The organism is Dyella sp. 05T440, from assembly GCF_056395965.1.
Map to the genome: position 1 here is coordinate 486,389 of NZ_JBFTKN010000002.1, position 22,008 is coordinate 508,396.

A 22,008-nucleotide genomic window follows, 5' to 3' on the forward strand; every position below is an offset into this window, starting at 1 on the left:
CTGCGGGTCGGAAGCAGACCTTTCGTGCAGCCCGATTCAATCTGACAGATGAGGCCCGTCAAACAGGCATTTCCCCCGCAAACGGGGCGGAGGTAGCTAATTCAAACAATGGCGATGGGATTTAGCTGCCTCCGTCTCGATTGTCGGTCCCGCTTGTCGTGCGTTTGTCCTTAATCAACGAGCGGACGATAGGCGCGGACCACAGGCTTCGCTCTTTCCAAATCGTACCGCGCCTGAAGTGCCAACCAGTAGAAGGCGGTGGTGTCGAAGGTAAGGGAGAGGCGGAGGGCGACATTGGGGGTGATGGGGTGGGTGCCGGCGATGAAGCCTTTGATGTAGTTGGAGGGAATGCCGGTGCGACGGGCGAGTTGGGCGGGATTGAGCGCGCTTGGGATCAGGTAGGCGTGCAACAAGATGTCGCCAGGGGCTCGCAGCGGTTGCGAGGGGTCCACTTCCGAATGCGGCGTGAGCTGGATCAGTTCCATGGTGGTTCCTCCCTGTCAGACACGGCCGCGCAGCGGATAGGCGCTTACAGCGCTCCGTGTCAGTGAATGCTTGGCAGCTTCGTCGGTGATCGCCCGAGTGCGGCGCATCGCCCTACCGGCCGATGCGCCCAAACGGTGATCATCGGGGGCGTGGTGTATCCACTTGAGGCTCGTCACCGAGCAGGCGGGCGTACTGCTGCAGGCAGTGGATGGCCGTGCCCAGGCTGGCTGTGTCGGCCACGGGAAGCGGCCATGGCAGCGCTCTGCCGGGGAGTCCCCGCGCCTGCGCGTTGCGGCACTGCTCGCTGTCGAGACGCAGACGCAAGAGGGCGAGCACCGCCAGGGCGGTGTCACCGCGAGTGCTGTGACGCGGAGTTTCGGGCCATGCCGCCGCCGTGGACGACGAGTCGCCAGGCGGAGGAGTGAGGGTGTCGTCAGGGGGAACGGACGAGCGAATGCGTACCGTATGATCGCGGACAGCCATGATCAACTCTCAGTCAGTTGGTGATGGTTAGCGGGTCGTGAGTGTTTCCGCACTCACGGCCCGCGGCTCATGACCTGGTGGTCATGGTCACGTACGCGCCTTGAAACACGACAGCGAGAGTGACTAACTGACCCTAACGAGTAGGGTTGGCATCGTCTGTCAGGGATCGGCGAGAAGGGTGTCCACCGGGGCGAGGCGGCGCGTGACGGCGCAAGGCCGACTGAATGTCAGCACCATTCCCTTAGACGACCTGAAGGCAGAGCGCGCTCAAAAACGTGCACTCAGACTCATGAAATTGCCCCTGGTACGTTTTCGTGCTTACTTCAATCGCTTGATTGCACGCTTCTGGCAATTTTTCTCAACTGAAGCTCCATCCAATCCTTTAGATCCTCAAAGCTTGCTTTGCTCAAATGAGCTGGCCACTGAAGGACAACCATGCCCTCATCAAGGGAAAATGTATCCTGGCGCACGTTCGCACCTACAACATGGGTGACAGGAGCTGCGGGTGCGGCAGGAGTGCTGTGTTGCTGCGCGGCAGAACGTGCCGCAATACCTGCCGTCATGGGGCTAGTCTGACGGGCTTCTTCAACTCCAATATCATCCAGCTGCTCTTCAGGCGAATCAGAATCCAATGATGATGACGCATAAATCCCCGCGAAATCAGCCGTCGAGCGAAGCTGTCTGATGAAGTCAGCAGCACCGTTCTCATTGAACTTCTTTTCGATGAGCAAATAGTGGCGCAGGTTAGGATCTGACGGCAGAGATTCATCCCACTTCGTGAAAAGCTCGGAATGAATTTTGGGCATGAATGCAGCGCGCTGAAGGGCCTCGCGGCGCTCCAAGGATCCCGGGCGCTCGTCCAGAAGAATCCGCAGCGCCAGGTCGGTCAGCTTCACCTGTCGCTGGTCGCCACTGCCCTTGTCCTCCATCAGGCCAAAAGACAGAAGAGCAGCCAAAACTTGCTTTCCGCCGCTGCTCTGCGGCGAGTAGCCCCAGTGCTTGGCCACCACTGCCACATTGGCTGGAAGGCGCTTCTCATGCTGATAGAAGATCCGTGCTCGTTCGATCGCAGTCTTCAGGTCAATCGAAGGAAATGATGGGCTGCGGTGCACTGCGCCGCGGTTCCCCTTGTTGCTTGCCTCAGCATCGCTCATAGCCGCTCTCCTGGATGGGACGCTCGCAGTCTAACACCAGTTCTTCAATTTGTCAGATTCGCAGTCTCCGTAAGTCTTGCACCGGCAAAGAACTGGTGATACCTTGCTCGTCGTGTTGTGTGACTAAGCTTTCTTAGGCGTGAAAACGGCCAAAGAAAAGCCCCGGCGCCACCCCTCCTGCAAGAGAGGTGACCCGGGGCTCATGTGGCGAAGGTGAACGAGGGCGACCCGCCACCTACGACAGTCTTGTGAGGACAGCTCGGCATTCTACTGTCGAGAGTCGTGGGCAACAACTGCCCTCCAATTACTCAAATTGGAGGTTTGCCTATGGTCAGGCTTTCCGAGGTGAGATCCGTCTTCGTGCGGGCGTACACGCGATTCCGGTTCAACCGGACAGAGTTTGTATGCCAACACTGGCGGTCGCATCCCGGTCAGTTGAACTTGTTCGACTGATGCAGGGCGGGGCGTGGGGCACTCGTGCCCCACGCTTTCTCTGGACAGCCCGATGAAGCAAGGTTGCAGATGTGCAGATGAAACATTCCCACAACTCACGAGGTAAGTCGCAATGAGCAAGAACGAGAAGTCCTCAAAGGAGCTGGCGAGCTTGGCCGGCAAGGTCCTCCAGCAGAAATCCTCTTCCAGCGCGGCAAAGAAGCTGGCGGGATCAGTTCTGACACAAGCGCCTGATCGTAAGCCTGCAGGCAATGGCAAGAAGCGGTAGGGCCAAACTTGGTGAGTAAACGGGACGGCGGTAGTTAACGCTCGATGGTGCAGCCAATAACGCTACGCTCGTAGCCAAAACGGCTACATGTTCGAGGCGAACTGACTCCAACGCCATCTGGTAGTCAAAAAAAAGCCCCGCGTTTGCGGGGCTTTCTTGTTCTTGTTGCTTACGCACTAATCGCTCAGGCGAATGGATCATCCAACACGATCGTGTCATCACGATCCGCACCGGTAGCAACCAGCGACAGCTTGCAGCCCGACAGCTCTTCCACAGCACGCAGATAAGCACGAGCAGCAGCAGGCAGCTTGTCCCACTCGCGGATGCCGGCGGTGGATTCGTCCCAGCCCGGGAATTCCAGGTAGACGGGCTTGCACTCGGCCCAGCCGTCCGCGTCGAGCGGGGCCAGTTCGCGGCGCTTGCCGCGGTATTCGTAGGCGATGCAGACCTTGATGGTCGGCAGGCCGTCGAGCACGTCGAGCTTGGTGATGGCCAGGCCGTTGATACCGTTGATCTGCACGGCGCGCTTGAGCGCGACGAGGTCGATCCAGCCGCAGCGGCGCGGACGGCCTGTGCTCGCGCCGAACTCGTTGCCGACCTTGCGCAGGCGTTCGCCCATCTCGTCGTTGAGCTCGGTCGGGAACGGACCGCCGCCCACGCGCGTGGCGTACGCCTTGCAGATGCCCAGCACGTAGTCGATGTCGCCTGCGCCCACGCCGGTGCCGGCAAGTGCGCCGCCGACGGTGGTGTTGGACGAGGTCACGTACGGGTAGGTGCCGTGGTCGATGTCGAGCAGTGCGCCCTGCGCGCCTTCATACAGGATGTGACCGCCTTCCTTGCGCACGTCGTGCAGGATGGTGGCGACGTCGTCGACCATCGGGCGGATGAATTCGCCATAGGCCAGCGCATCGTCCAGCACGGTCTGGAAGTCGACCGGCTCGGCCTTCAGCCACTGGGTGAGGATGAAGTTGTGGTACTCGACGGCGGCCTTGATCTTCTCGGGCAGCTCGTGCGGATACATCAGGTCGGCCACGCGCACGCTGCGGCGAGCCACCTTGTCTTCGTACGCCGGGCCGATGCCGCGGCCGGTGGTGCCGATGGCGCTCTTGCCGGCAGCGATTTCGCGCGCCTTATCGACGGCGATGTGGTACGGCATGATCAACGGCGTGGCCGGGCTGATCTTGAGGCGCGAACGCACTTCCACGCCCTGCGCTTCGAGCTCTTCGATTTCCTGCTTGAGCGCCTGCGGCGAAAGCACCACGCCATTGCCGATCAGGCACAGCGCGTCGTCGCGCAGAATGCCCGACGGGATCAGATGCAGCACGGTCTTCTTGCCACCGATGACCAGCGTGTGGCCGGCGTTGTGACCGCCCTGGAAGCGAGCGACGGCGCTGACCTTCGAAGTCAGCAGGTCGACGATCTTGCCCTTGCCTTCGTCGCCCCACTGCGCACCAAGGATGACTACTGACTTGCCCATGATGATGTTGCTCTCGTCAATTTGAAAAATCGGATGGCCCGGGGGCCGCGAATTCGGCTGGCAACCTCAACTCGTCACGCCAGCGCCTTCGACGTCGCTGGATCCCGACATCGGCCGGGATGACGATGAGGAAACCGTGGCGGTTTCCGATGGGTTGAACGGCCCATCGCCGCATCTTTTCAATGCACCAACTGCAGCGCCACCAGGCCAATGCCGATGGCCAGCGCGCCAAACACGCGCAGCGTGCGCGGGCTCATGTTGACTGCCTCGCGCATGGTGGCTTGCCACCCGCGCGGCGCGGCAAACAGCACCAGCCCTTCAAACACCAACACCAGGCACAACGCGCCTGCCAATTCCTTCGACATCGTCCCCTGCCACTCAATGCTTGGACGATGCGCCGTCGCTGAAATACTTCAGGAATTCCGAATCCGGTCGCAGCACCAGCACGCCCTTGCCGTCCTTGAAGGAGGTACGGTACGCGGCCAGGCTTCGATAAAACGCGAAGAACTCCGGGTCCTGGCCGTAAGCCTGCGCGTAGATCGCCGCGGCCTGGGCATCGCCCTCGCCCTTCACCTTGGCCGCATCGCGCTCGGCTTCCGCCTTGACGACTTGGGCCTGACGATCTGCGTCGGCCTTGATGGTTTCGGCGGCCTGCTGACCGGTGTAGCGCAATTCGTTGGCGAGCTGCGTGCGCTCGGCGCGCATGCGCTTGTACACCGACTCGCTCACTTCGTCCGGCAGATCGATACGCTTGATGCGCACGTCGACCACGGCAATGCCGAAATTCTTGCGGGCGGCCGTGTCGGTCTGCTTGCGCACGCGCTCGGTGACGTCCTTGCGACCGGCCGAGACCAGCTCCTGCAAGGTGCGACCGTTGAATTCAAAACGCAGCGCATCCTTCACGATCGGCGTGAGGCGATTGGCCGCCTGCAGCTCGTCGCCGGCGGTGGCGCGGTAATAGGCGGCGTTGTCGGCGATGCGCCACTTCACATAGAAGTCGACGTTGACGCTCTTCTTCTCGGAGGTGAAGTAGCGCTCGGGCGGCGCTTCCAACGTGAGGATGCGGTTGTCGAACGTCATCACCTGTTGGATGAACGGCAACTTGGCGTGCAGGCCCGGCTGGTCGCCGGTGCGCACGATGCGGCCGAACTGCAGCACGAGTGCGGTCTGCCCTTCGTGCACGACAAACAAACTGTTGAAGCCGAGCAACACGATCAGCACGGCGATGATGGCGGAGACGATTTTCATGGCTGCTTCTCCTTGCCGCCGAGGCTGCTGTCGCTGCCTGCCGATTGCATCACCGAGCCCACGTTCGGCACATCCTTGCCGGTCGCGCGATCGAGCGGCAGGTAGATCATGTTGCGACCGCCGGAACCATCGAGCACCTTGGGATTGTTCGACATCACATCCTCGACGGTTTCCAGCCACAGGCGACGGCGTGTGACATCCGGCGCGGCCTTGTATTCCTTTAGGATGAGGTTGAAGCGCGAGGCATCACCGGTGGCGGTGGCCACGCGGGCAGCGGCATAACCCTGGGCCTCGGCGGAAATGCGCGACGCATCGCCGCGCGCCACCGGCACCACCTGGCTGGCGTAGGCGCGTGCGTTGTTCTCGGTGCCCTGCTTGTCTTCGCGTGCGGCGTTGACGTCGTCGAAGGCGTCCTTCACTTCCTGCGGCGGGGCCACGTTCTGGAAGCTCACGTCGGTCACCACCAGGCCGGCGTCGTATTCGTCCAGCGTGGCCTGCAGGATCTCGCGCGTCTGCTGCTGCAAGGTGTCGCGCGTCTGTGCCTTCACGCCGGTCACGGGTACAACGGCCGGGGTCGCCACGGACGAGGCGCCCGCCACGGTGCTGGCAGCGGCGGGCGCGACGGTCTCGCCTTCGCCCTGGCTGGTGAGGATGTTGTCCATCACATTGGCGCCCACCACCGTGCGCACGGCGGCCTCGGAGGCCTGGCGCAGCGTGTCTTCCGGCGGGCCGCTCAACGAGAAGAGGAACTTGCGGGCGTCGGCTACCTGGTATTGCACGTTGAAGTCGACCGAGATGATGTTCTCGTCGCTGGTCAGCATGCGCACCTTGTCGGACACCGAACGGATCTCGGTGGTGCCGACCTTGGTCACCGTTTCAATCGGGCTGGGGAACTTAAGGTGGAAACCCGGCGGAAGGGTGCGCGAGTACTGGCCAAAGCGCAGCACCACGCCGGCCTGGCGGGCATCCACGATGGTGAAGCTGCTCATGGCGATCCAGACGATCAGGAAGGCCAGCAGGATGGTGAAGATGCCGCCGGCGCCGCCGCCAAGCTTGCCCAGCCGGTTGCGCAGCTGCCTGAGCATGTCCTCCAGACCCGGCTTGTTGCCAGGCTGGCGGTTCCTGTTCCACGGATCACGTTGCCCGTTACCGGGTTCGTTCCAGGCCATGGTCAGTCTCCTTAAGGCCGCTGGGAGGCCGGCTGCGTTGGCCGGAAAGCGCGTTGAACGGGTTTGGACATAGGGTCGGCTGCTTGAGATGGGTACCGCGCGAGCGCGAATGGCCGCACACAAACAGCGACCATTCTAACAGAGCCCGCCAGGGATTCCTCCCCATGGAAGCGCTCCACTTGTGGGAGCGCACCCTGTGCGCGACTGGCGCCGCAAGGCCACCCCGACAACCGGTGTTCGCCGGGCGCTCGGGCGCCTGTCGCGCACAGGGTGCGCTCCCATAGGGGGTTCGCTGTTTAGCGGGTGCCGTCCTGCAAGGCCTCTTCGGCCGTGTCAAGGATGGGCTGGAGCAAGGCTGCCTCGCTGGCGCTACCGCCGCTCAAGGGCGCAATCACGCTGCGCGGCGCGTCGATGTTCAAGCGCCAGCCATCCTCGTCCACCTCTTCGCCCACGATGGCGCCGGCGGCTTTGAGCAGGGCATGCAGGCGGCCGGCGGTATGCGGCAGGCGCAGTTCGGACTGCACCCGCTCGCCGCCCAGCAGCTCGCCCAGGGCCTGCCGGAGCAGGTCCAGGCCCTGCCCGCTGGCGGCCGACAGCCACACCGTGGTGGGGCGTCCTTCGGCGTCGCGGTCGATCCGCGGCTCGGTGCCGGCCAGGTCGATCTTGTTCATCACCCGCAGCTGCGGCAGGTCGCCGGCATCGATCTCTTCGAGCACGTTGTCGACCACGCGGGCGAGGCGCTCGCGCTCCTCGTCGGCCGCGTCGCTCACATGCAGCAGCAGATCGGCGTCGCGCGCCTCGGCCAGGGTGCCGCGGAAAGCGGCGACCAGGTCATGCGGCAGCTCGCGGATAAAGCCCACCGTGTCGGCCAGCACCGCCGGCCCGCAGGACAGCCCGTCGAGCTTGCGCACGGTCGGGTCCAGCGTGGCGAACAGCAGGTCGGCGGCGAATACTTCGCCTTCGGTCAACACGTTGAACAGGGTGGATTTGCCGGCATTGGTATAGCCCACCAGGGCGACCCTCGGCACGGTGTTGCGCAGGCGCGCGCGGCGCTGCTGGACGCGCTGGGTCTGCACCTTTTCCAGGCGCTTGGTCAGCATCTTCACCCGCTCGGCGAGCAGGCGGCGGTCGGTTTCCAGCTGGGTTTCGCCCGGGCCGCGGTTGCCGATGGCACCGCCGCGCTGGGCGTCAAGGTGAGTCCAGCCGCGCACCAGTCGCGTCGCAAGATGCTTGAGCTGGGCCAGCTCCACTTCGAGCTTGCCTTCGTGGGAACGGGCGCGCTGGGCAAAGATGTCCAGGATCAGGCCCGCGCGGTCCACCACGCGCACATTGAGCAGCTTTTCGAGGTTGCGCTCCTGCACCGGGGTGAGCAGGTGATCGACCAGGACCAGGTCGGCTTCGAGCGCCCGGGCGGCCTCAGCCACCTCGTCGGCCTTGCCGGTGCCGATGTAATAGCGCGGGTTGGGCTCGACGACGCGTGCGGGGATGCTGCCGAGGATCTCGGCGCCTGCCGAGCGCACGAGCTCGGCGAATTCTTCGGCGCGCCGCGCTGTATCGCCCTCTCCACGGGAATGCGGGAGCACGAGGACGGCGCGTTCGCCTTTCTTTTGACGATCAAACACGAGGGCGGGAAGACCTTTATGAAGACGCGATGCCGCGGACCTTAAGACGGTCCACGGCACGGATCGGAGTGGGAAGTGTATGTGGATACGCCGCCGGCCGATAATGCCGCGACGCCTACCCTACTCAGATGGGTCGACCACCCGTCGTAATCAAGCTTCCGCTTCGGGCGCACCGCCCGGCGCATCGCCCGGACCGTCGTGGCCATTGCCCATGCGCACATTGCGGCTGGGTACCACGGTGGAGATGGCATGCTTGTAGACCATCTGGCTTACCTGGTTGCGCAGCAGCACCACGAACTGATCGAACGACTCGATCGTGCCCTGCAGCTTAATGCCATTGACCAGGTAAATAGCGACCGGAACGCGTTCACGGCGCAGCGCATTAAGAAACGGATCTTGCAATGATTGCCCTTTGGACATTTCTTGTTCTCCCCTCGCAACGGACGGACCGGGATAAAAGACGCGTGACGCGCCCCGGTCCAAGGCGGAGGAATATTAACCACTTTTAAATCGTTGATGAAAGGGCGAATGCAGCTTTCGTCAGGCGTGAAAATGGTGTTTAGAGAACTGGGCGGCACACTATTGTTCGCCGAGAAACAAACGCAGGGCATCCTCGGCAAGATTCCACGTCGCAGAACCCTCCGGATCAAGCATCCGTGCGTCGAGCACGCTGCGCAGCCAGGTGATCTGCCGTTTGGCCAACTGACGTGTCGCGAACACGCCGCGGTCGCGAAATTCCGCCTCGCTGGTTTGGCCGTCCAGATAATCCCAGGCCTGTCGGTAGCCTACGGCGCGTATGGCCGGAAGATCGGCATGCAGGTCGCCACGGGCGCGCAGGGCGCGAACTTCGTCGAGAAAGCCGTCGCGCAACATCGTGTCGAAACGTTGTGCGATCCGTTCGTGCAAGGGCGCACGGTCCTGCGGCACGAGCGCCAGCTTGAGTACGCGCCATGGGAAACGCTCGCCGCTGCCGCCGCGCTGCTGCTCTGACAACGGGCGACCGGTGAGCTCGATCACTTCCAGCGCGCGCTGGATACGCTGCGCGTCGTTGGGCCCGATGCGTTCGGCGGCGGAGGGATCGAGTTGTTGCAGACGCGCATGCAGCGCAGGCCATCCATCATCCGCCGCCTGCGCAGTGAGGCGCTCACGCACCGCCGGATGGGCTTCGGGCAGCTGCGAAAGGCCTTGTTGCAGCGCGCGGAAATAAAGCCCCGTGCCGCCAACGAGCAGTGGCACCCTGCCCTGCGCCGTGATGTCCTGCATGGCGGCTACGGCGTCACCGCGGAAATCCGCGGCCGAGTAAGGCTCGGCGGGATCGCGGATATCGATCAGTCGATGCGGGTAGCGCGCGAGCGTCGGCGCATCCGGTTTGGCCGCGCCGATATTGAGGCCACGATAGACCAGGGCGGAATCGACGCTTACCAGGTCGAGCGGGAACTGATCGCTCAAGGCGCATGCAAGCGCGGTCTTGCCCGACGCGGTCGGGCCCATCAGGAATACGGCGAGTGGGCGCTGATCGATCGGCATCGGGCCATTGTACTGGCGAACCCTGCCATCCTCATTGTGGGAGCGCACCCTGTGCGCGACTGCGGCACGCCAGTCGCGCACAGGGTGCGCTCCCACAGAAGGTGCGCGCGCCTAGGAATAAAACTCCACCTTGCCGCCGACGAGGTGATACATCGAACCCACGATCTTGATCTTGCCGTCCTTCTCCAGGCCGGCCAGCACATCGCTGCGACGGCGGATCTCCGCCACCGTCTGACGCACATTGGTCGCGGCCACGGCATCAACGAAAGCATCGTTCTTGCTGGTGCGTTCGCCGCTGAATTTGGTGGCTTCGACGGCTGGCTTGATCTTGTCGAGCAGGCCGGTGAGGTTGCCGAGCTTGGCGTTGTCGATGGCGCCCTTGATCGCACCGCAGGCTGTGTGCCCCATCACCAGCACAAGCTTGGCGCCGGCAAGCGCGCAGGCAAACTCCATGCTTCCCAAGAGATCGTCGTTGGCGACGTTGCCGGCGACGCGCCCATTGAAGGTGTCGCCGATCCCTGCATCCAGGATGATTTCGGCCGGCGCGCGCGAGTCGATGCAGCTGAGGATCACCGCTGCCGGGTATTGCCCGCCGGCGCTGGCACGCTTCTGTGCCAGATAGTCGTGTCCCTGCATCTTGCCGGCACAGAATCGCTCGTTGCCTTCCTTGAGCATGGCGATGACCTGGTCTGGCGTCATCGCATCGCGCTGCTCCTTGGTCAAGGCGGCAGCCTGTGCCAGACCGGGCATGAGCCAGGAAACGCCGCCCACCGCGGCAAACGCGGCGGCACCGATGGCAGATTTCAACAGCGAGCGGCGCGCGGGATCCGTCGCGCCGGCGCAACAAGCGTCGTCATGCTGCATAACGTCCCCTCCCTAATGGAAGGAACTACTGCACGCCTGGGGGGATGAAACCGGTGTGAACCTCAGTTCGTCGGCTGTCTGTGGGAGCGCACCCTGTGCGCGACTAGCGCCGCGACAGGGTGAGGCCGTCGCGCACAGGGTGCGCTCCCACAGTGGGGGAATCAGCGCCTCGGCACACCCATCTCATTCAACAACTGCGGGGCCGGATAGACCTTGTCCATCAGCCAGCGCATGTAGCGCAGGTCGACATGGATGGCGCGCTTGTAACGCGGATCGAACATCCAGCTCGCGCTTACCGCCTCCCAGTTGCTGTCGAAATTGAGGCCTACCAGCTCGCCCTTGGCGTTCAATACGGGTGAACCCGAGTTGCCGCCGGTGGTATCCAGATTGCTCAGGAAGTCGACCGGCATGGCCTTGGTCTTCGCATCCGCATAGCCCTCGTAGTCGCCCTTGGCGATGGCGTCGAGCAAGGGCTTGGGCGCGTCGAACGGTTCCGCGCCGGTGTTCTTCTCCACGATGCCCGCGGTGGTCGTCTGCGGTTCATAGGACACGGCATCGCGCGCCTTCAACGGTGTGACCTTGCCGTAGCTCACGCGCAGGGTGCTGTTGGCATCGGGATAGACAGCGCGCCCCTGCTTTTCGCGATAGGCAATCAGCGCATCCATATACGCCGGACGAAGACGCAGCAAGTCACCTTCGCGCGATTTGCGCTCGTCTTCCACGCGCAGCAGTGCAGGTTGCAGCTGGACAGCCAGCGCGAGCAGTGCATCATCGGACTTGCTCACCGCCGCAGGCTCTGCCTTGAGCCAAGCCAACCGTTTCGCTTCGTCACCCAGCTGCGTGGCGCCGTAAACCTGCTCGAGCTTGTGCGACAAAGTCTCAGGCGTGTGCCCGAACGCAGCGTCGAATTCAGGCAGGCGTTGCGCATCGGGCAAGGCCTGATAGCGCGTGAGCAAGGCCCGCAACAGATGTTTCTCGACCGCTGGATCGTAGCGGCGCTGAACCTGGCGCAGCGTGCCGGCGATCAGCTCTTCGTCGCGCTGCTGATAGCCCGCCTCGCGCTGGGCATCGGCCTGGCCGCGCTCAATGGCGAGGCGCTGCAGCATGATGGCCGAACGCAGCAACTGCGTTTGCGTCTGCATCATGCCCAGCAGCAGATCGCGTTCGCGCATCGCATTGCCGGCGGCAATCAGGCGATTGACCTCATCGATCTGCGGACGCAGCGTGCCAGCCTGCGGCTGTGAAGCCAGCCACGCCATCATCGCGTCCTCATCCGTGCGGCGGATCGTCACCGCATCACTGCGCTTGAGGCCATCCAACTCGCCCTCATAGCGCTTGATGTTGTTCTTCAACGACTGCAGTTGCGAGGCATAGCGGATGGCTGCAGGCCGATCATCGCGACCGGCGTCTTCGATCACATGCTGCAGCTGCTGCATCACCGCCACCGTGGTCGGCAAGCGCCACTGCACCTGATCGGCAAACTCCGCCGCCGTGCGATGGCGATACGTCGTACCGGGATAACCCGCCAGCATCACGAAATCCCCATCGCGCACGCCATCGCGTGCCACCTGCAAGTGCGCAGGCGGGTGATAGGGAACGTTGTCCTTGGCGAAATCAGCCGGCTTGCCGTCGGGGCCGACGTAAGCGCGCAACAGGGTGAAGTCGCCCGCATGGCGCGGCCATACGAAGTTGTCCACTTCGTCGCCGTAGTTGCCGATGGCGCGCGGCGGCGCGTAGACCAGACGCAGGTCGCGCAGTTCAAGTTGTTTGACCAGGTAGAAGTCGCGGCCATAGAACATGTTGACCACGCTGCAACGCACGCCGGCTTCGCGCTCGCAATCGGCCACCAGGGTCTTGCTGATGGCGTCGATCGCATCGAAATAGGCCCGCCCGGTCTTGCCCCTGGCGGCCGCCAGCACCTGCTCGCTGACCTTGTCGAAACCGGTGGTCACGCGCAGGCGGAAATCAGGGTTGGCCGGCAGCTCCTCCGCGCGCTCGTGCGAGACGAAACCGTTCTGGATCAGATCGCGCTGCGCGTTGCTGTTGTACTGGATCACGCCGAATGCGACGTGGTGGTTGGTCAGCACCAGGCCGTCGTCGCTGATGAACGAACCCGTGGCCCCGCCCACCTTCACCACCGCGCTCAGCGGCGCCTTGGTCAGGTCGGCCAGGTCGGCCGGATTGCCCTGGAAGCCCGCCGCATGCAGCTGCTTGCCGATGGAGGGCAGCTGCGAGGGCATCCACATGCCTTCGTCAGCGTGGCTAGGAATGGCCATCATCAAGCCCCATGTTGCCGCCAGCAGCGTGAATGTCCGTCGTTTCATGCCTGTTCCCGACCTGGGTGGTCGCAAAAAATTGCGACCATAATCCTTGGCCGGCCCGGGGGCAACGCTGCACTGCACGAAGGCGGCGCCCTGCCCAGGCTTCTATAATGTCCGTTTTCCCGCCCTTCCCCCACGGAAATACCATGCCTCAGATGATGAAAGCCCTGGTCAAGCGCAAACCCGAACAGGGCATCTGGATGGAAGAAGTGCCTGTTCCCGAGGTCGGCCCCAACGAGGTGCTTATCAAGCTGGAAAAGACCGCGATCTGCGGCACCGACCTGCACATCTATAAGTGGGACGAGTGGTCCCAGCGCACGATCAAGCCCGGCCTCACCATCGGCCATGAGTTCGTCGGCCGCATCGTGGAGATCGGCCCGGGCGTGACCGGCTACAAGATCGGCGACCGTGTCTCCGCCGAAGGCCACATCGTCTGCGGCCACTGCCGCAACTGCCGCGCCGGCCGCCAGCACCTGTGCCCGAACACCGTGGGCATCGGCGTGAACCGCAATGGCGCGTTTGCCGAATACATGACCATGCCGGCCTCGAACCTGTGGCCGATCCCGGACCAGATCCCGTCCGAGCTGGCCGCCTTCTTCGACCCGTATGGCAACGCTGCGCATTGCGCGCTGGAGTTCGACCTGATCGGCGAAGACGTGCTGATCACCGGCGCCGGCCCGATCGGCATCATCGCCGCGGGCATCGCCAAGCATGTGGGCGCCCGTAACGTAGTTGTCACCGACGTCAACGACTACCGCCTGAAGCTGGCGGCGGACATGGGCGCCACGCGTGTGGTGAACGTGGCCAACCAGTCGCTGAAGGACGTGATGAAAGACCTGCACATGGAAGGCTTCGACGTGGGCCTGGAAATGAGCGGCAACCCGCGCGCCTTCAACGACATGCTCGATTGCATGTACCACGGCGGCAAGATCGCGCTGCTCGGCATCCTGCCCAAGGGTGCCGGCATCGACTGGGACAAGGTGATCTTCAAGGGCCTCACCATGCAGGGCATCTACGGCCGTCGCATGTACGAGACCTGGTACAAGATGACCCAGATGGTGCTCACCGGCTTCCCGCTTCAGAAAGTTCTCACGCACCAGATTCACATCGACGATTTCCAGAAGGGCTTCGATCTGATGGATGCGGGCAAGTGCGGCAAGGTCGTCTGCTCCTGGAGCTGAGCGAACCCTGTCACACCTCGGAATTTCCTGCGGGAAATCCAACCTGAAAGGTCGGCCGCCCTAGTACACTTCGACCAAGGCGGCCGACTAATCGCTGGGATTGTGAAGGTATCCGGCCCAAGGGCTGGATACGGTCGGCGCGCGATGGCACGGGAGCATCGTCCGCATGGCTGATCTGTTCAGCAATCGTCATCTGGCCGCGGGACGCGACCGCGCCATCGCCGTCTACCAATCGCATCGCACACGCAAGATCGCCTTGATCGTTGCGATCGTGGTGATTGTCTTCGGCATCCTCGGCTTCCTTGCCGCGCCATCGATCATTCGAAGTCAGATCGAAAAGCGCGCCAGCGCCGCGCTGCAACGCCCCGTCACGCTCGGTGCCGCGCATCTCAATCCCTATACGTTGCGGCTGCAGCTGGATCAGCTGCATATCGCCGACAGCGATGGCAAGTCGGCCTTCGTTGATGTGGATCAGGCCGTGATCAATGTGTCATGGGCCTCGCTGTTCCGCATGGCGCCCGTGCTGGATGAACTGGTCGTGCAGCATCCGCGCGTCCGCATCGTGCGCACCGGCGACCAGCGCTTCAATTTCAGCGACATCATCGATCGCTTCAACGCCACGCCGTCCGACCCGAAGGCGGCACCGGCGCGCTTTGCGCTTTCCAACATCAGCGTGCACAACGGCGATATCCAGTTCGCCGATGAGGCGATGAAAGCCAACCATCACGTGGAACAGCTGGAGCTGGGCATTCCCTTCATCGCCAACCTGCCCAGCGATACCGACGTATTCGTGCAGCCGCTGCTGTCGATGAGCGTGGATGGCAGCCCGCTGCGTGTCGAAGGCCACACCAAGCCGTTTGCCGACAGTCGCGATTCCACCATCAATTTCCGCCTGGATCGCCTCGATCTGGCGCGCTACATCGGTTATGCGCCCACCACCCTGCCGGTGGCGATACCCAAGGGCCTGCTCAGCGGTGATCTGGTGCTGCATTTCGTGCAGGCCAAACCGACGCCGCAGCTGCAACTCACCGGCAAACTGCAGATCGACGACTTCGTGCTCAACAGCAGCAACGGCCAGTCGATCCTGAGCCTGGGCAAGGGCACGGCCGAGCTCAGCGACGTGCAGCCGCTGACGTCGCGTTATGTGCTGGGCGCACTCGTGCTGGACCGTGCGCAGCTCTATTACACCGCTGCCGCCGGCGGCCACAGCAATTTCGACGCGCTCACGGCGGCCCCCGCCAAAGCCGATGCAGACAAGAAGGCCGCACCTACCGATCTGCGCATTGCCTCGATGACGCTCGCCAACAGCGCCATCCATTACACGGATGCTGCCGGCAGCAAGATCGACCTGGGCAATCTGCGCGGCAATATGCAGGGCCTGAGTCTGCAGGCAGCCCCTGTGGCAAAGCTTGATGTGACGGCGCAGTTTTTCGGCGGCGACCTCGGCATGAAGGGCACGGTGGATCTGGCCAAGAACAAGCTGGTCGCTGCGTTGACGCTCAAGCAGGTCGACATGGCGCCGCTGCAGGCAGCCACCTATCAAGGCATCAATGCGCGCCTGACCAAGGGCAAAATCGATGCCACCGGCCAGCTGCAAGTGGATTGGGGCGCACCGTTCAACGTCCATCTCGCCGATGCGCATGCCACGGTGACCGACTTTGCGATGGAGCCGCAATTCAAGGGACATGGTTCGCCCGTGTCGTGGAACACGATGGAAGCGGAGATCACCCAGGTCGACCTGGTCACGCAACAGGCGCAGCTGGGTACGGTCAAGGCCACCGGCCTCAGCCTGGACGTGCAGCGCGACAGCAAGAAGTACATCAGCCTGGTCGATCTGTTCGCTGCCAAGGATGCACCGAAGAAGCAAACCGCCGCCAGCGGTCCGCCGTGGCACTGGAGCGTGGCTCACCTCACCTTCGACAATGCCGCGGTTGCGTTCACCGATATGGCGGCCGGCGACAAGCCGGTGAAGATCAAGATCGATTCGGTCAGCGGCTCGATGGACAACCTGAGCGACAAGCTCAACGAACCGCGCGATATGAAATTGTCGGGCACGGTGGCCAAGGGCAGCTTCACCGCCAACGGCAAGCTGCAACCGCTGCCTACGATGGCCGACCTGCAGATCGATACCAAGCGACTGGATATCACCAATTTCCAGCCGTATATCAGCGTGCCGTTGAACGTGGTCATTTCCAGCGCGCGCGTCACCAGCAACGGCAAGCTGCATTACGACGGGCGCAGTGCGGAACCGAAGTTCACCTATAAGGGCAATGCGGCGCTGGAACAGGTGCGCATCCAGGACAAACTTACCGGCGATGATTTCCTGCGCTGGCGCACGCTCAGTGGCTCGAACCTGGATGTCGCCTATGGCTCGGGCGCGCCGCGCATGCATGTGGCCGGACTGGTGCTCAGTTCGTTCTACGCGCGCGTGATCGTCAATCCCAACGGCACCTTGAACCTCTCCGAAGTGGTGGCCAATCCCGAGGTGGCACCGGTGTCCGTCACGCGTGCCGCCAACGAGCAGCCTTCCGGTGCAGCGGTGCCGCCCGCCCCGGCACCAGCGGCAACGGCACCAGCGCCTGCCGCCGCGACCGCCGCTGCGCCGTCCAAGACCACCAAGGGCACCACCACCACGGCGATCGTCCCTGACACCAACGCACCGGCGACGCCGGCTGCGGATGTGCGTATCGGCGGCATCACCCTGGTCAACGGTCAGCTCAACTACACCGACAACTTCATCAAGCCCAACTACACGGCCAACCTCACCAAGGTCACCGGCAAGATCGGCACGATTGCGACCACGCCTGGCGATCCGCCGGCGGAGCTGTCGGTGCAGGCAGCGCTCAACGACAACTCGCCGGTGGATATCGACGGCACCATCAATCCGCTGCAGCCGGTGGCCTTCCTCGACATCAAGGGCAAGGCCAACGAAGTCGAGCTGACCGGACTCAGCGCCTACTCCACCAAATACACCGGCTATCCCATCACAGCGGGCAAGCTGACGATGGACGTCCATTACACGCTGGACCAGCGCAAGCTCAACGCCGACAACCATATCTTCATCACCCAGCTGACCTTCGGCGATCGCGATGAAAGCCCGGGCATCAAGCACATGCCGGTCAAGCTGGCCGTGGCCTTGCTCAAGGACACCCAGGGCAATATCGACGTGGACGTGCCGGTATCGGGTTCGCTCGACGATCCGCAGTTCAGCATGGGCGGCTTGATCTGGCGCGCCATCGGCAACCTGATCGCGAAGGCCGCCACGGCGCCGTTCCGTCTGCTCGGCGCGGCCTTCGGCGGCGGCAGCCATGAGGATCTGGGTTACGTGGAGTTCGATGCGGGCTCGGCCGTGCTCGACAAGAATGCGCAGGATCGCCTGGGCAAGGTCGTGGCGATGCTCAACCAGAAGAACACCTTGAACCTGGACATCATCGGCCGTATCGATCCGTCCAAGGATCAGGACGGCCTGCGCAAGGTGACCGTGGACAACATGGTTCGCCGCGCGAAGGCGCTCGACCAGGATGGCAAGAATGCGGATACGTCGGATGCTGCACTCGCCTCGGTCAACGTGACGCCCGACGAGTACGAGAAGTACCTCAAGCGCGCCTATAAGGACGATGACTTCAAGGGCAAGCCCAAGAACATCATCGGCCTGAAGAAATCGCTGGAACCGGACGAGATGCGCAGCCTGATGGAAACCAACATCTCCGTCGACGATGCCGCCATGCGCGACCTCGCGCAGCGTCGTGCCACCGCGGTGCAGGCGTGGCTGAAGGGCAAGATCGACGACAAGCGCGTCGCGATCAAGGATCCGAAGCTGGATACCAAGGACATCGACGATAAGGGCAAGACGACACGGGTGGAGTTTGGGTTGCACCAGGGGTGAGGGGCTCTGCTCTGCTCCCTCTCCCCGGCGGGGAGAGGGCTGGGGTGAGGGGCCGGCCTAGCCTCATGCCTTCATAGATTCGTTCGTTGCTCTTGGCTTCGTAAGAGCGACCTGGCTAAAGAAGAAACGTCGCCGCGAGCACCCGCCCCTCACCCCAACCCTCTCCCCGGAGGGGAGAGGGAGTAGAGGCTCGCCTTCCCAGCCCGCGTCCAAGGGGTCAAAATAGCCTTTTGACCCAGCTGGAATTCCCCCATGAGCTACCCCGGCCAGTCTCGCTACGCCAGCGAACTCGAATCGATCCGTGAGCAGGGCCTGTTCAAGGCCGAGCGCATCATCGTCTCGCCGCAGTCGGCGAAGATCCGTCTCGACAGTGGCAAGGAAGTGCTGAACTTCTGCGCCAACAACTATCTGGGACTCGCCGATCATCCCGAAGTGATCCAGGCAGCGAAGGACGCGCTCGACACGCATGGCTTCGGCATGGCGTCGGTGCGTTTCATCTGCGGCACGCAGGATCTGCACAAGGAGCTGGAAAAGAAGATCTCGGAGTTCTTCGGCAAAGAGGACACCATCCTCTACGCCGCGTGTTTCGACGCGAACGGCGGTCTGTTTGAACCGCTGCTGGGCGAGGAAGACGCCGTCATCTCCGACGCGCTCAATCACGCCTCCATCATCGATGGCATTCGTTTGTGCAAGGCCAAGCGCTTCCGCTACAGCAATTGCGACATGGCCGATCTGGAAAAGCAGCTGCAGGCTGCCGATGCTGCAGGCGCGCGTACCAAGCTGATCACGACCGACGGTGCATTCTCGATGGACGGCTTTATCGCGCCGCTGGATCAGATCACTGCGCTGGCCAAGAAGTACAACGCCCTGGTGCATATCGACGAATGCCATTGCACGGGCTTCCTCGGCGACACCGGCCGCGGTTCGGCCGAGGTCAACGGTGTGCTCGACAAGATCGACATCATCACCGGTACGCTGGGCAAGGCACTCGGTGGTGCGCTGGGCGGTTTCACCACCGGCCCGCGCGAAGTGATCGAGATGTTGCGCCAGCGTTCGCGCCCTTACCTGTTCTCCAACTCGCTGCCGCCGCACGTCGTGGCCGCCGGCACCAAGGTGTTCGAGATGCTGGCCGCCGCGGGCGACCTGCGTGACAAGGTCAAAGAGAACACCCGCTACTTCCGCGAAGCGATGACCAAGGCGGGTTTCGACATCAAGCCCGGCGTACATCCCATCGTGCCGGTGATGATCTACGACGCCAAGAAAGCCCAGGCCATGGCGACCGAGCTGCTTGATGAGGGCATCTATGTCACCGGTTTCTTCTACCCGGTCGTACCGCAAGGCCAGGCGCGCATCCGCACGCAGATGAGTGCGGCGCATACGCGTGAGCAGCTGGATCAGGCGATTGCGGCGTTTACGAAGGTGGGTAAGAAGCTGGGCGTGATTTAACCCAGCTTGGAGCTGCGCCTTTCCTCTTAGGAGAGGCGCAGCCATGCCTTCCTGTGGGAGCGCACCCTGTGCGCGACTGCAACGTGCAGGATGGTCGGCTAGCTGGGGCTGTCGCGCACAGGGTGCGCTCCCACAGGTTCTACTTGCCGCTGAGCAATCCCACTTCTTCGGCGGTCAGATTCCGCCACTGCCCCTTCGGCAATTCGCCAAGCGGCATCGAACCAATCGCCACGCGGATCAGCCTCAGCACATCGATCCCATGCGCAGCCAGCAATCGCCGGATATGGCGGTTGCGTCCCTCATCGAGCACGATTTCCAGCCACGCATTCTTTTCGCCATGTCGCAGCAAGATCGCGCGACGTGCAGCAAGGCGTTCGCCCTCTTCCACCACGCCGGTGACCAACTGATCCAGTAGAGCCTGGTCAGGAATATCGTTGACCTGCACGTGATACGTCTTGTCGACGTGATGCCTGGGTTCGGTCAAGCGCGCCGCCCAGACGCTGTCGTTGGTCAGCAAGAGCAGGCCTTCGCTGGCCTTGTCCAGTCGCCCCACCGGCCCCAGCCATGGCAGGCCGGCATCTTTCAGCAGGTCATACACGGTGTCGCGACCGCGTTCGTCGGCGGCGCTGACCACGATCCCGCGCGGCTTGTTGATCGCGATATAGACGCGCGTGCTGGCGACGATGGGTTCGTTGTCCAGCAGGATGCGTTGGCGATCCGCATCGGCGGGACGCTCCGGATCGAGCACGACCTTGCCGTCGACGCTGACCCGCCCTTCGCGTATCGCCTTCTCTGCCTGGCTGCGCGAACACACGCCCAGCTTGCTGAGCACGCGCGCCAGGCCATGGCGAGGCGCCGATGGTGTGGACGGGCGTGAAGCGGGACGAGGCGGACGCATGAGTGAAACTCGCAAAACAGATGACGACACCACGCATGGTAGGCGATACCTGCGTGCATCCACAAAAGAAAAGCCCGGCTTGCGCCGGGCTTCTCCGTACAGCTTGTAACAGATCCTATTACTGCTGGACCTGCAGTTCGGTGCGACGGTTGCGAGCGCGACCGCTGTCCGTGTCGTTGGAGTCGATCGGGTCGTTCTTGCCGTGACCGATCGGGCCAACCAGACGATCAGCCGTGATGCCGTGGGCCGTCAGGTACTTGAACACGATCGCAGCGCGACGCTCCGACAGATCCTGGTTGTACTGGTCCTTGCCGACCGAGTCGGTGTAACCGGCAACCGTGACCTTGACCTGCGGGTAACGCTGCAGGGTGTCGACAGCCTGGTCGAGGATGGCAACCGAGTCGGTGGTCGGCTCAGCCAGCGCCTTCTTGATGTCCGTCTCGCCCTTCTTCGGGCGGTCGAACTTGAAGTTGACGCCGCGCAGGTCGATCACGACCTTCTGCGGGCAGCCGTCCGGACCAACGATCGTGCCTTCCGGCAGATCCGGGCACTTGTTGTCGCACAGGTTCACGCCGTTGCGGAACTGCTTGGAGCAGTCCGGAGCGGCCGGAGCCACCGGAGCGGCAGCCACGGGAGCAGCAGCCGGCTCGCCGAAGCGCGACACGATGCTGAAGCCCAGGAACCAGTCGCCGTAACCGTTCTTCTCCGGCTGGGACTTGTCATCCCAGTCGTAACGGTAGCCACCTTCCACGCGGAAGTCGGTGCTGTCGGTGACCGTCTTGGAGAGGCCGACGCCCACTTCAGCAGCCGGCGACCAGGCGTGGTCAGCCGGGTTCATGTGGTAGCTGCCCATCACGCCCACGAGAGCGTACGGACGCCATGCGTTCCAGTCACCGTAGTAGAAGCGAGCAGCAACGCCGACGTTGTTGTTGGCCCAACGATCCGAACCGCCGTCGATGGTGCGCTTGGTGCGGTCGAAGAACACGTCGATCGAGGTGTTCGGCGCAATGAAGCGACCAAAGCCCAGACCGTAATAGACCTGGCGGCTGTTGGTGTTGCGATCGGTATCGTTGTAGTAGCCGCCCACGGTCGGGGCGATGTACCAACGGCCGTCGTAGCTCGACGTTGTCGACGTGGTGGTGCTGTCTTGCGCGTGAGCGGCACCTACGCCGCCCAGAGCCAGGGCAATCAGGAAATACAGGCCCTTACGATTCATCAGGTGTCTCCTCATATTATTGGTATTCGCGTCCGTTCCACCCCAGACGGAAAACGCGCGTCTCCTACTACGGGACGTTTCCTGTCCCGTGCTTTGCGTCCCGATCGGGGGAAATGTCACAAGACTTCAAGCGCGGCGGAGTGTAGCAAAATCGTTAAGAGCATCGCACGGCTCGCAAGACGCTGTTGGTGAGCCACTGTTCAGGCAACGAACGCGTCGATGACGATGTTGTTGAACAACTGCGACAACCTGTCACTGCGAAACAACGCCTTACTTCGATAAGCCATATTGCAAAAAAGAAAAGCCCGG

Annotated in this window: 18 protein-coding genes; 4 read left to right on the top strand and 14 right to left on the bottom strand. The window is 62.9% G+C overall.

Features of this window, described 5'->3' with window-relative positions:
* Positions 1 to 170 precede the first annotated feature (170 nt).
* The 3 genes from AC1DE1_RS04005 to AC1DE1_RS04015 form a co-directional block, all read right to left on the bottom strand.
* A complete protein-coding gene (locus AC1DE1_RS04005; RefSeq protein ID WP_477178904.1) occupies positions 171 to 485 on the bottom strand; it encodes a HigA family addiction module antitoxin in 315 nt (104 codons plus the stop codon).
* Positions 486 to 624: 139 nt separating this feature from the next.
* Complete coding sequence (locus AC1DE1_RS04010; protein WP_477177603.1) at positions 625 to 969, bottom strand: hypothetical protein; 345 nt, start codon at positions 967 to 969, stop codon at positions 625 to 627.
* Between the two features lie 323 nt (positions 970 to 1,292).
* On the bottom strand, positions 1,293 to 2,123 hold the full coding sequence (locus AC1DE1_RS04015) for a hypothetical protein (RefSeq protein ID WP_477177604.1): 831 nt from the start codon (positions 2,121 to 2,123) through the stop codon (positions 1,293 to 1,295).
* Positions 2,124 to 2,688: 565 nt separating this feature from the next.
* Here AC1DE1_RS04015 and AC1DE1_RS04020 point away from each other — a divergent pair.
* Positions 2,689 to 2,844 carry a hypothetical protein gene (locus tag AC1DE1_RS04020; RefSeq protein ID WP_477177605.1) on the top strand — a complete coding sequence of 52 codons (156 nt, stop codon included), beginning with the start codon at positions 2,689 to 2,691 and terminating at the stop codon, positions 2,842 to 2,844.
* Positions 2,845 to 3,028: 184 nt separating this feature from the next.
* On the opposite strand, the gene AC1DE1_RS04025 is transcribed toward AC1DE1_RS04020, so the two are convergent.
* The 9 genes from AC1DE1_RS04025 to AC1DE1_RS04065 form a co-directional block, all read right to left on the bottom strand.
* On the bottom strand, positions 3,029 to 4,321 hold the full coding sequence (locus AC1DE1_RS04025) for an adenylosuccinate synthase (protein ID WP_441603549.1): 1,293 nt from the start codon (positions 4,319 to 4,321) through the stop codon (positions 3,029 to 3,031).
* Positions 4,322 to 4,500: 179 nt separating this feature from the next.
* Positions 4,501 to 4,686, bottom strand: coding sequence for a DUF2065 domain-containing protein (locus tag AC1DE1_RS04030; protein ID WP_441603550.1), 186 nt, complete (start codon positions 4,684 to 4,686; stop codon positions 4,501 to 4,503).
* Positions 4,687 to 4,699: 13 nt separating this feature from the next.
* The gene (gene hflC / locus AC1DE1_RS04035) at positions 4,700 to 5,569 is read right to left on the bottom strand and encodes a protease modulator HflC (protein WP_441603551.1); all 870 of its coding nucleotides are present in this window, start codon (positions 5,567 to 5,569) and stop codon (positions 4,700 to 4,702) included.
* Complete coding sequence (hflK, locus tag AC1DE1_RS04040; RefSeq protein ID WP_441603552.1) at positions 5,566 to 6,738, bottom strand: FtsH protease activity modulator HflK; 1,173 nt, start codon at positions 6,736 to 6,738, stop codon at positions 5,566 to 5,568. Before hflK ends, hflC begins: the two co-directional genes overlap by 4 nt.
* 296 nt (positions 6,739 to 7,034) lie before the next feature.
* Positions 7,035 to 8,360 (bottom strand): ribosome rescue GTPase HflX, encoded by a 1,326-nt coding sequence (gene hflX / locus AC1DE1_RS04045; protein WP_477178905.1) that lies wholly within the window; start codon positions 8,358 to 8,360, stop codon positions 7,035 to 7,037.
* 150 nt (positions 8,361 to 8,510) lie between these two features.
* Positions 8,511 to 8,780 carry an RNA chaperone Hfq gene (hfq, locus tag AC1DE1_RS04050; protein WP_477163810.1) on the bottom strand — a complete coding sequence of 90 codons (270 nt, stop codon included), beginning with the start codon at positions 8,778 to 8,780 and terminating at the stop codon, positions 8,511 to 8,513.
* A gap of 159 nt (positions 8,781 to 8,939) precedes the next feature.
* Positions 8,940 to 9,887 (bottom strand): tRNA (adenosine(37)-N6)-dimethylallyltransferase MiaA, encoded by a 948-nt coding sequence (gene miaA, locus AC1DE1_RS04055; protein ID WP_477177607.1) that lies wholly within the window; start codon positions 9,885 to 9,887, stop codon positions 8,940 to 8,942.
* A gap of 111 nt (positions 9,888 to 9,998) precedes the next feature.
* The gene (locus AC1DE1_RS04060; protein ID WP_477177608.1) at positions 9,999 to 10,751 is read right to left on the bottom strand and encodes a carbonic anhydrase family protein; all 753 of its coding nucleotides are present in this window, start codon (positions 10,749 to 10,751) and stop codon (positions 9,999 to 10,001) included.
* Between the two features lie 161 nt (positions 10,752 to 10,912).
* Positions 10,913 to 13,075 carry a S46 family peptidase gene (locus tag AC1DE1_RS04065; RefSeq protein WP_477178906.1) on the bottom strand — a complete coding sequence of 721 codons (2,163 nt, stop codon included), beginning with the start codon at positions 13,073 to 13,075 and terminating at the stop codon, positions 10,913 to 10,915.
* Between the two features lie 143 nt (positions 13,076 to 13,218).
* On the opposite strand from AC1DE1_RS04065, the gene tdh reads away from it, so the two are divergent.
* The 3 genes from tdh to kbl all read left to right on the top strand — a co-directional run bounded on the left by tdh (position 13,219) and on the right by kbl (position 19,585).
* Entirely contained in the window at positions 13,219 to 14,253 is a 1,035-nt protein-coding gene (gene tdh / locus AC1DE1_RS04070) for an L-threonine 3-dehydrogenase (protein ID WP_441603557.1), read from the top strand.
* A 166-nt stretch (positions 14,254 to 14,419) separates the two neighbouring features.
* Positions 14,420 to 18,139 carry a DUF748 domain-containing protein gene (locus AC1DE1_RS04075; protein WP_477178907.1) on the top strand — a complete coding sequence of 1,240 codons (3,720 nt, stop codon included), beginning with the start codon at positions 14,420 to 14,422 and terminating at the stop codon, positions 18,137 to 18,139.
* A gap of 252 nt (positions 18,140 to 18,391) precedes the next feature.
* Complete coding sequence (kbl, locus tag AC1DE1_RS04080; RefSeq protein ID WP_441603559.1) at positions 18,392 to 19,585, top strand: glycine C-acetyltransferase; 1,194 nt, start codon at positions 18,392 to 18,394, stop codon at positions 19,583 to 19,585.
* Between the two features lie 139 nt (positions 19,586 to 19,724).
* On the opposite strand, the gene AC1DE1_RS04085 is transcribed toward kbl, so the two are convergent.
* Entirely contained in the window at positions 19,725 to 20,483 is a 759-nt protein-coding gene (locus AC1DE1_RS04085; RefSeq protein WP_477178908.1) for a pseudouridine synthase, read from the bottom strand.
* Between the two features lie 118 nt (positions 20,484 to 20,601).
* Positions 20,602 to 21,699 carry an OmpA family protein gene (locus tag AC1DE1_RS04090; RefSeq protein WP_441603561.1) on the bottom strand — a complete coding sequence of 366 codons (1,098 nt, stop codon included), beginning with the start codon at positions 21,697 to 21,699 and terminating at the stop codon, positions 20,602 to 20,604.
* Positions 21,700 to 22,008 lie beyond the last annotated feature (309 nt).

What these genes read in the sequence shown, in the direction of transcription:
- AC1DE1_RS04005 (WP_477178904.1), bottom strand. Translation starts at nt 485, where the DNA reads ATGGAACTGATCCAGCTCACGCCGCATTCGGAAGTGGACCCCTCGCAA.
- AC1DE1_RS04010 (WP_477177603.1), bottom strand. Translation starts at nt 969, where the DNA reads ATGGCTGTCCGCGATCATACGGTACGCATTCGCTCGTCCGTTCCCCCT.
- AC1DE1_RS04015 (WP_477177604.1), bottom strand. Translation starts at nt 2,123, where the DNA reads ATGAGCGATGCTGAGGCAAGCAACAAGGGGAACCGCGGCGCAGTGCAC.
- AC1DE1_RS04020 (WP_477177605.1), top strand. Translation starts at nt 2,689, where the DNA reads ATGAGCAAGAACGAGAAGTCCTCAAAGGAGCTGGCGAGCTTGGCCGGC.
- AC1DE1_RS04025 (WP_441603549.1), bottom strand. Translation starts at nt 4,321, where the DNA reads ATGGGCAAGTCAGTAGTCATCCTTGGTGCGCAGTGGGGCGACGAAGGC.
- AC1DE1_RS04030 (WP_441603550.1), bottom strand. Translation starts at nt 4,686, where the DNA reads ATGTCGAAGGAATTGGCAGGCGCGTTGTGCCTGGTGTTGGTGTTTGAA.
- hflC (WP_441603551.1), bottom strand. Translation starts at nt 5,569, where the DNA reads ATGAAAATCGTCTCCGCCATCATCGCCGTGCTGATCGTGTTGCTCGGC.
- hflK (WP_441603552.1), bottom strand. Translation starts at nt 6,738, where the DNA reads ATGGCCTGGAACGAACCCGGTAACGGGCAACGTGATCCGTGGAACAGG.
- hfq (WP_477163810.1), bottom strand. Translation starts at nt 8,780, where the DNA reads ATGTCCAAAGGGCAATCATTGCAAGATCCGTTTCTTAATGCGCTGCGC.
- miaA (WP_477177607.1), bottom strand. Translation starts at nt 9,887, where the DNA reads ATGCCGATCGATCAGCGCCCACTCGCCGTATTCCTGATGGGCCCGACC.
- AC1DE1_RS04060 (WP_477177608.1), bottom strand. Translation starts at nt 10,751, where the DNA reads ATGCAGCATGACGACGCTTGTTGCGCCGGCGCGACGGATCCCGCGCGC.
- AC1DE1_RS04065 (WP_477178906.1), bottom strand. Translation starts at nt 13,075, where the DNA reads ATGAAACGACGGACATTCACGCTGCTGGCGGCAACATGGGGCTTGATG.
- tdh (WP_441603557.1), top strand. Translation starts at nt 13,219, where the DNA reads ATGCCTCAGATGATGAAAGCCCTGGTCAAGCGCAAACCCGAACAGGGC.
- AC1DE1_RS04075 (WP_477178907.1), top strand. Translation starts at nt 14,420, where the DNA reads ATGGCTGATCTGTTCAGCAATCGTCATCTGGCCGCGGGACGCGACCGC.
- kbl (WP_441603559.1), top strand. Translation starts at nt 18,392, where the DNA reads ATGAGCTACCCCGGCCAGTCTCGCTACGCCAGCGAACTCGAATCGATC.
- AC1DE1_RS04085 (WP_477178908.1), bottom strand. Translation starts at nt 20,483, where the DNA reads ATGCGTCCGCCTCGTCCCGCTTCACGCCCGTCCACACCATCGGCGCCT.
- AC1DE1_RS04090 (WP_441603561.1), bottom strand. Translation starts at nt 21,699, where the DNA reads ATGAATCGTAAGGGCCTGTATTTCCTGATTGCCCTGGCTCTGGGCGGC.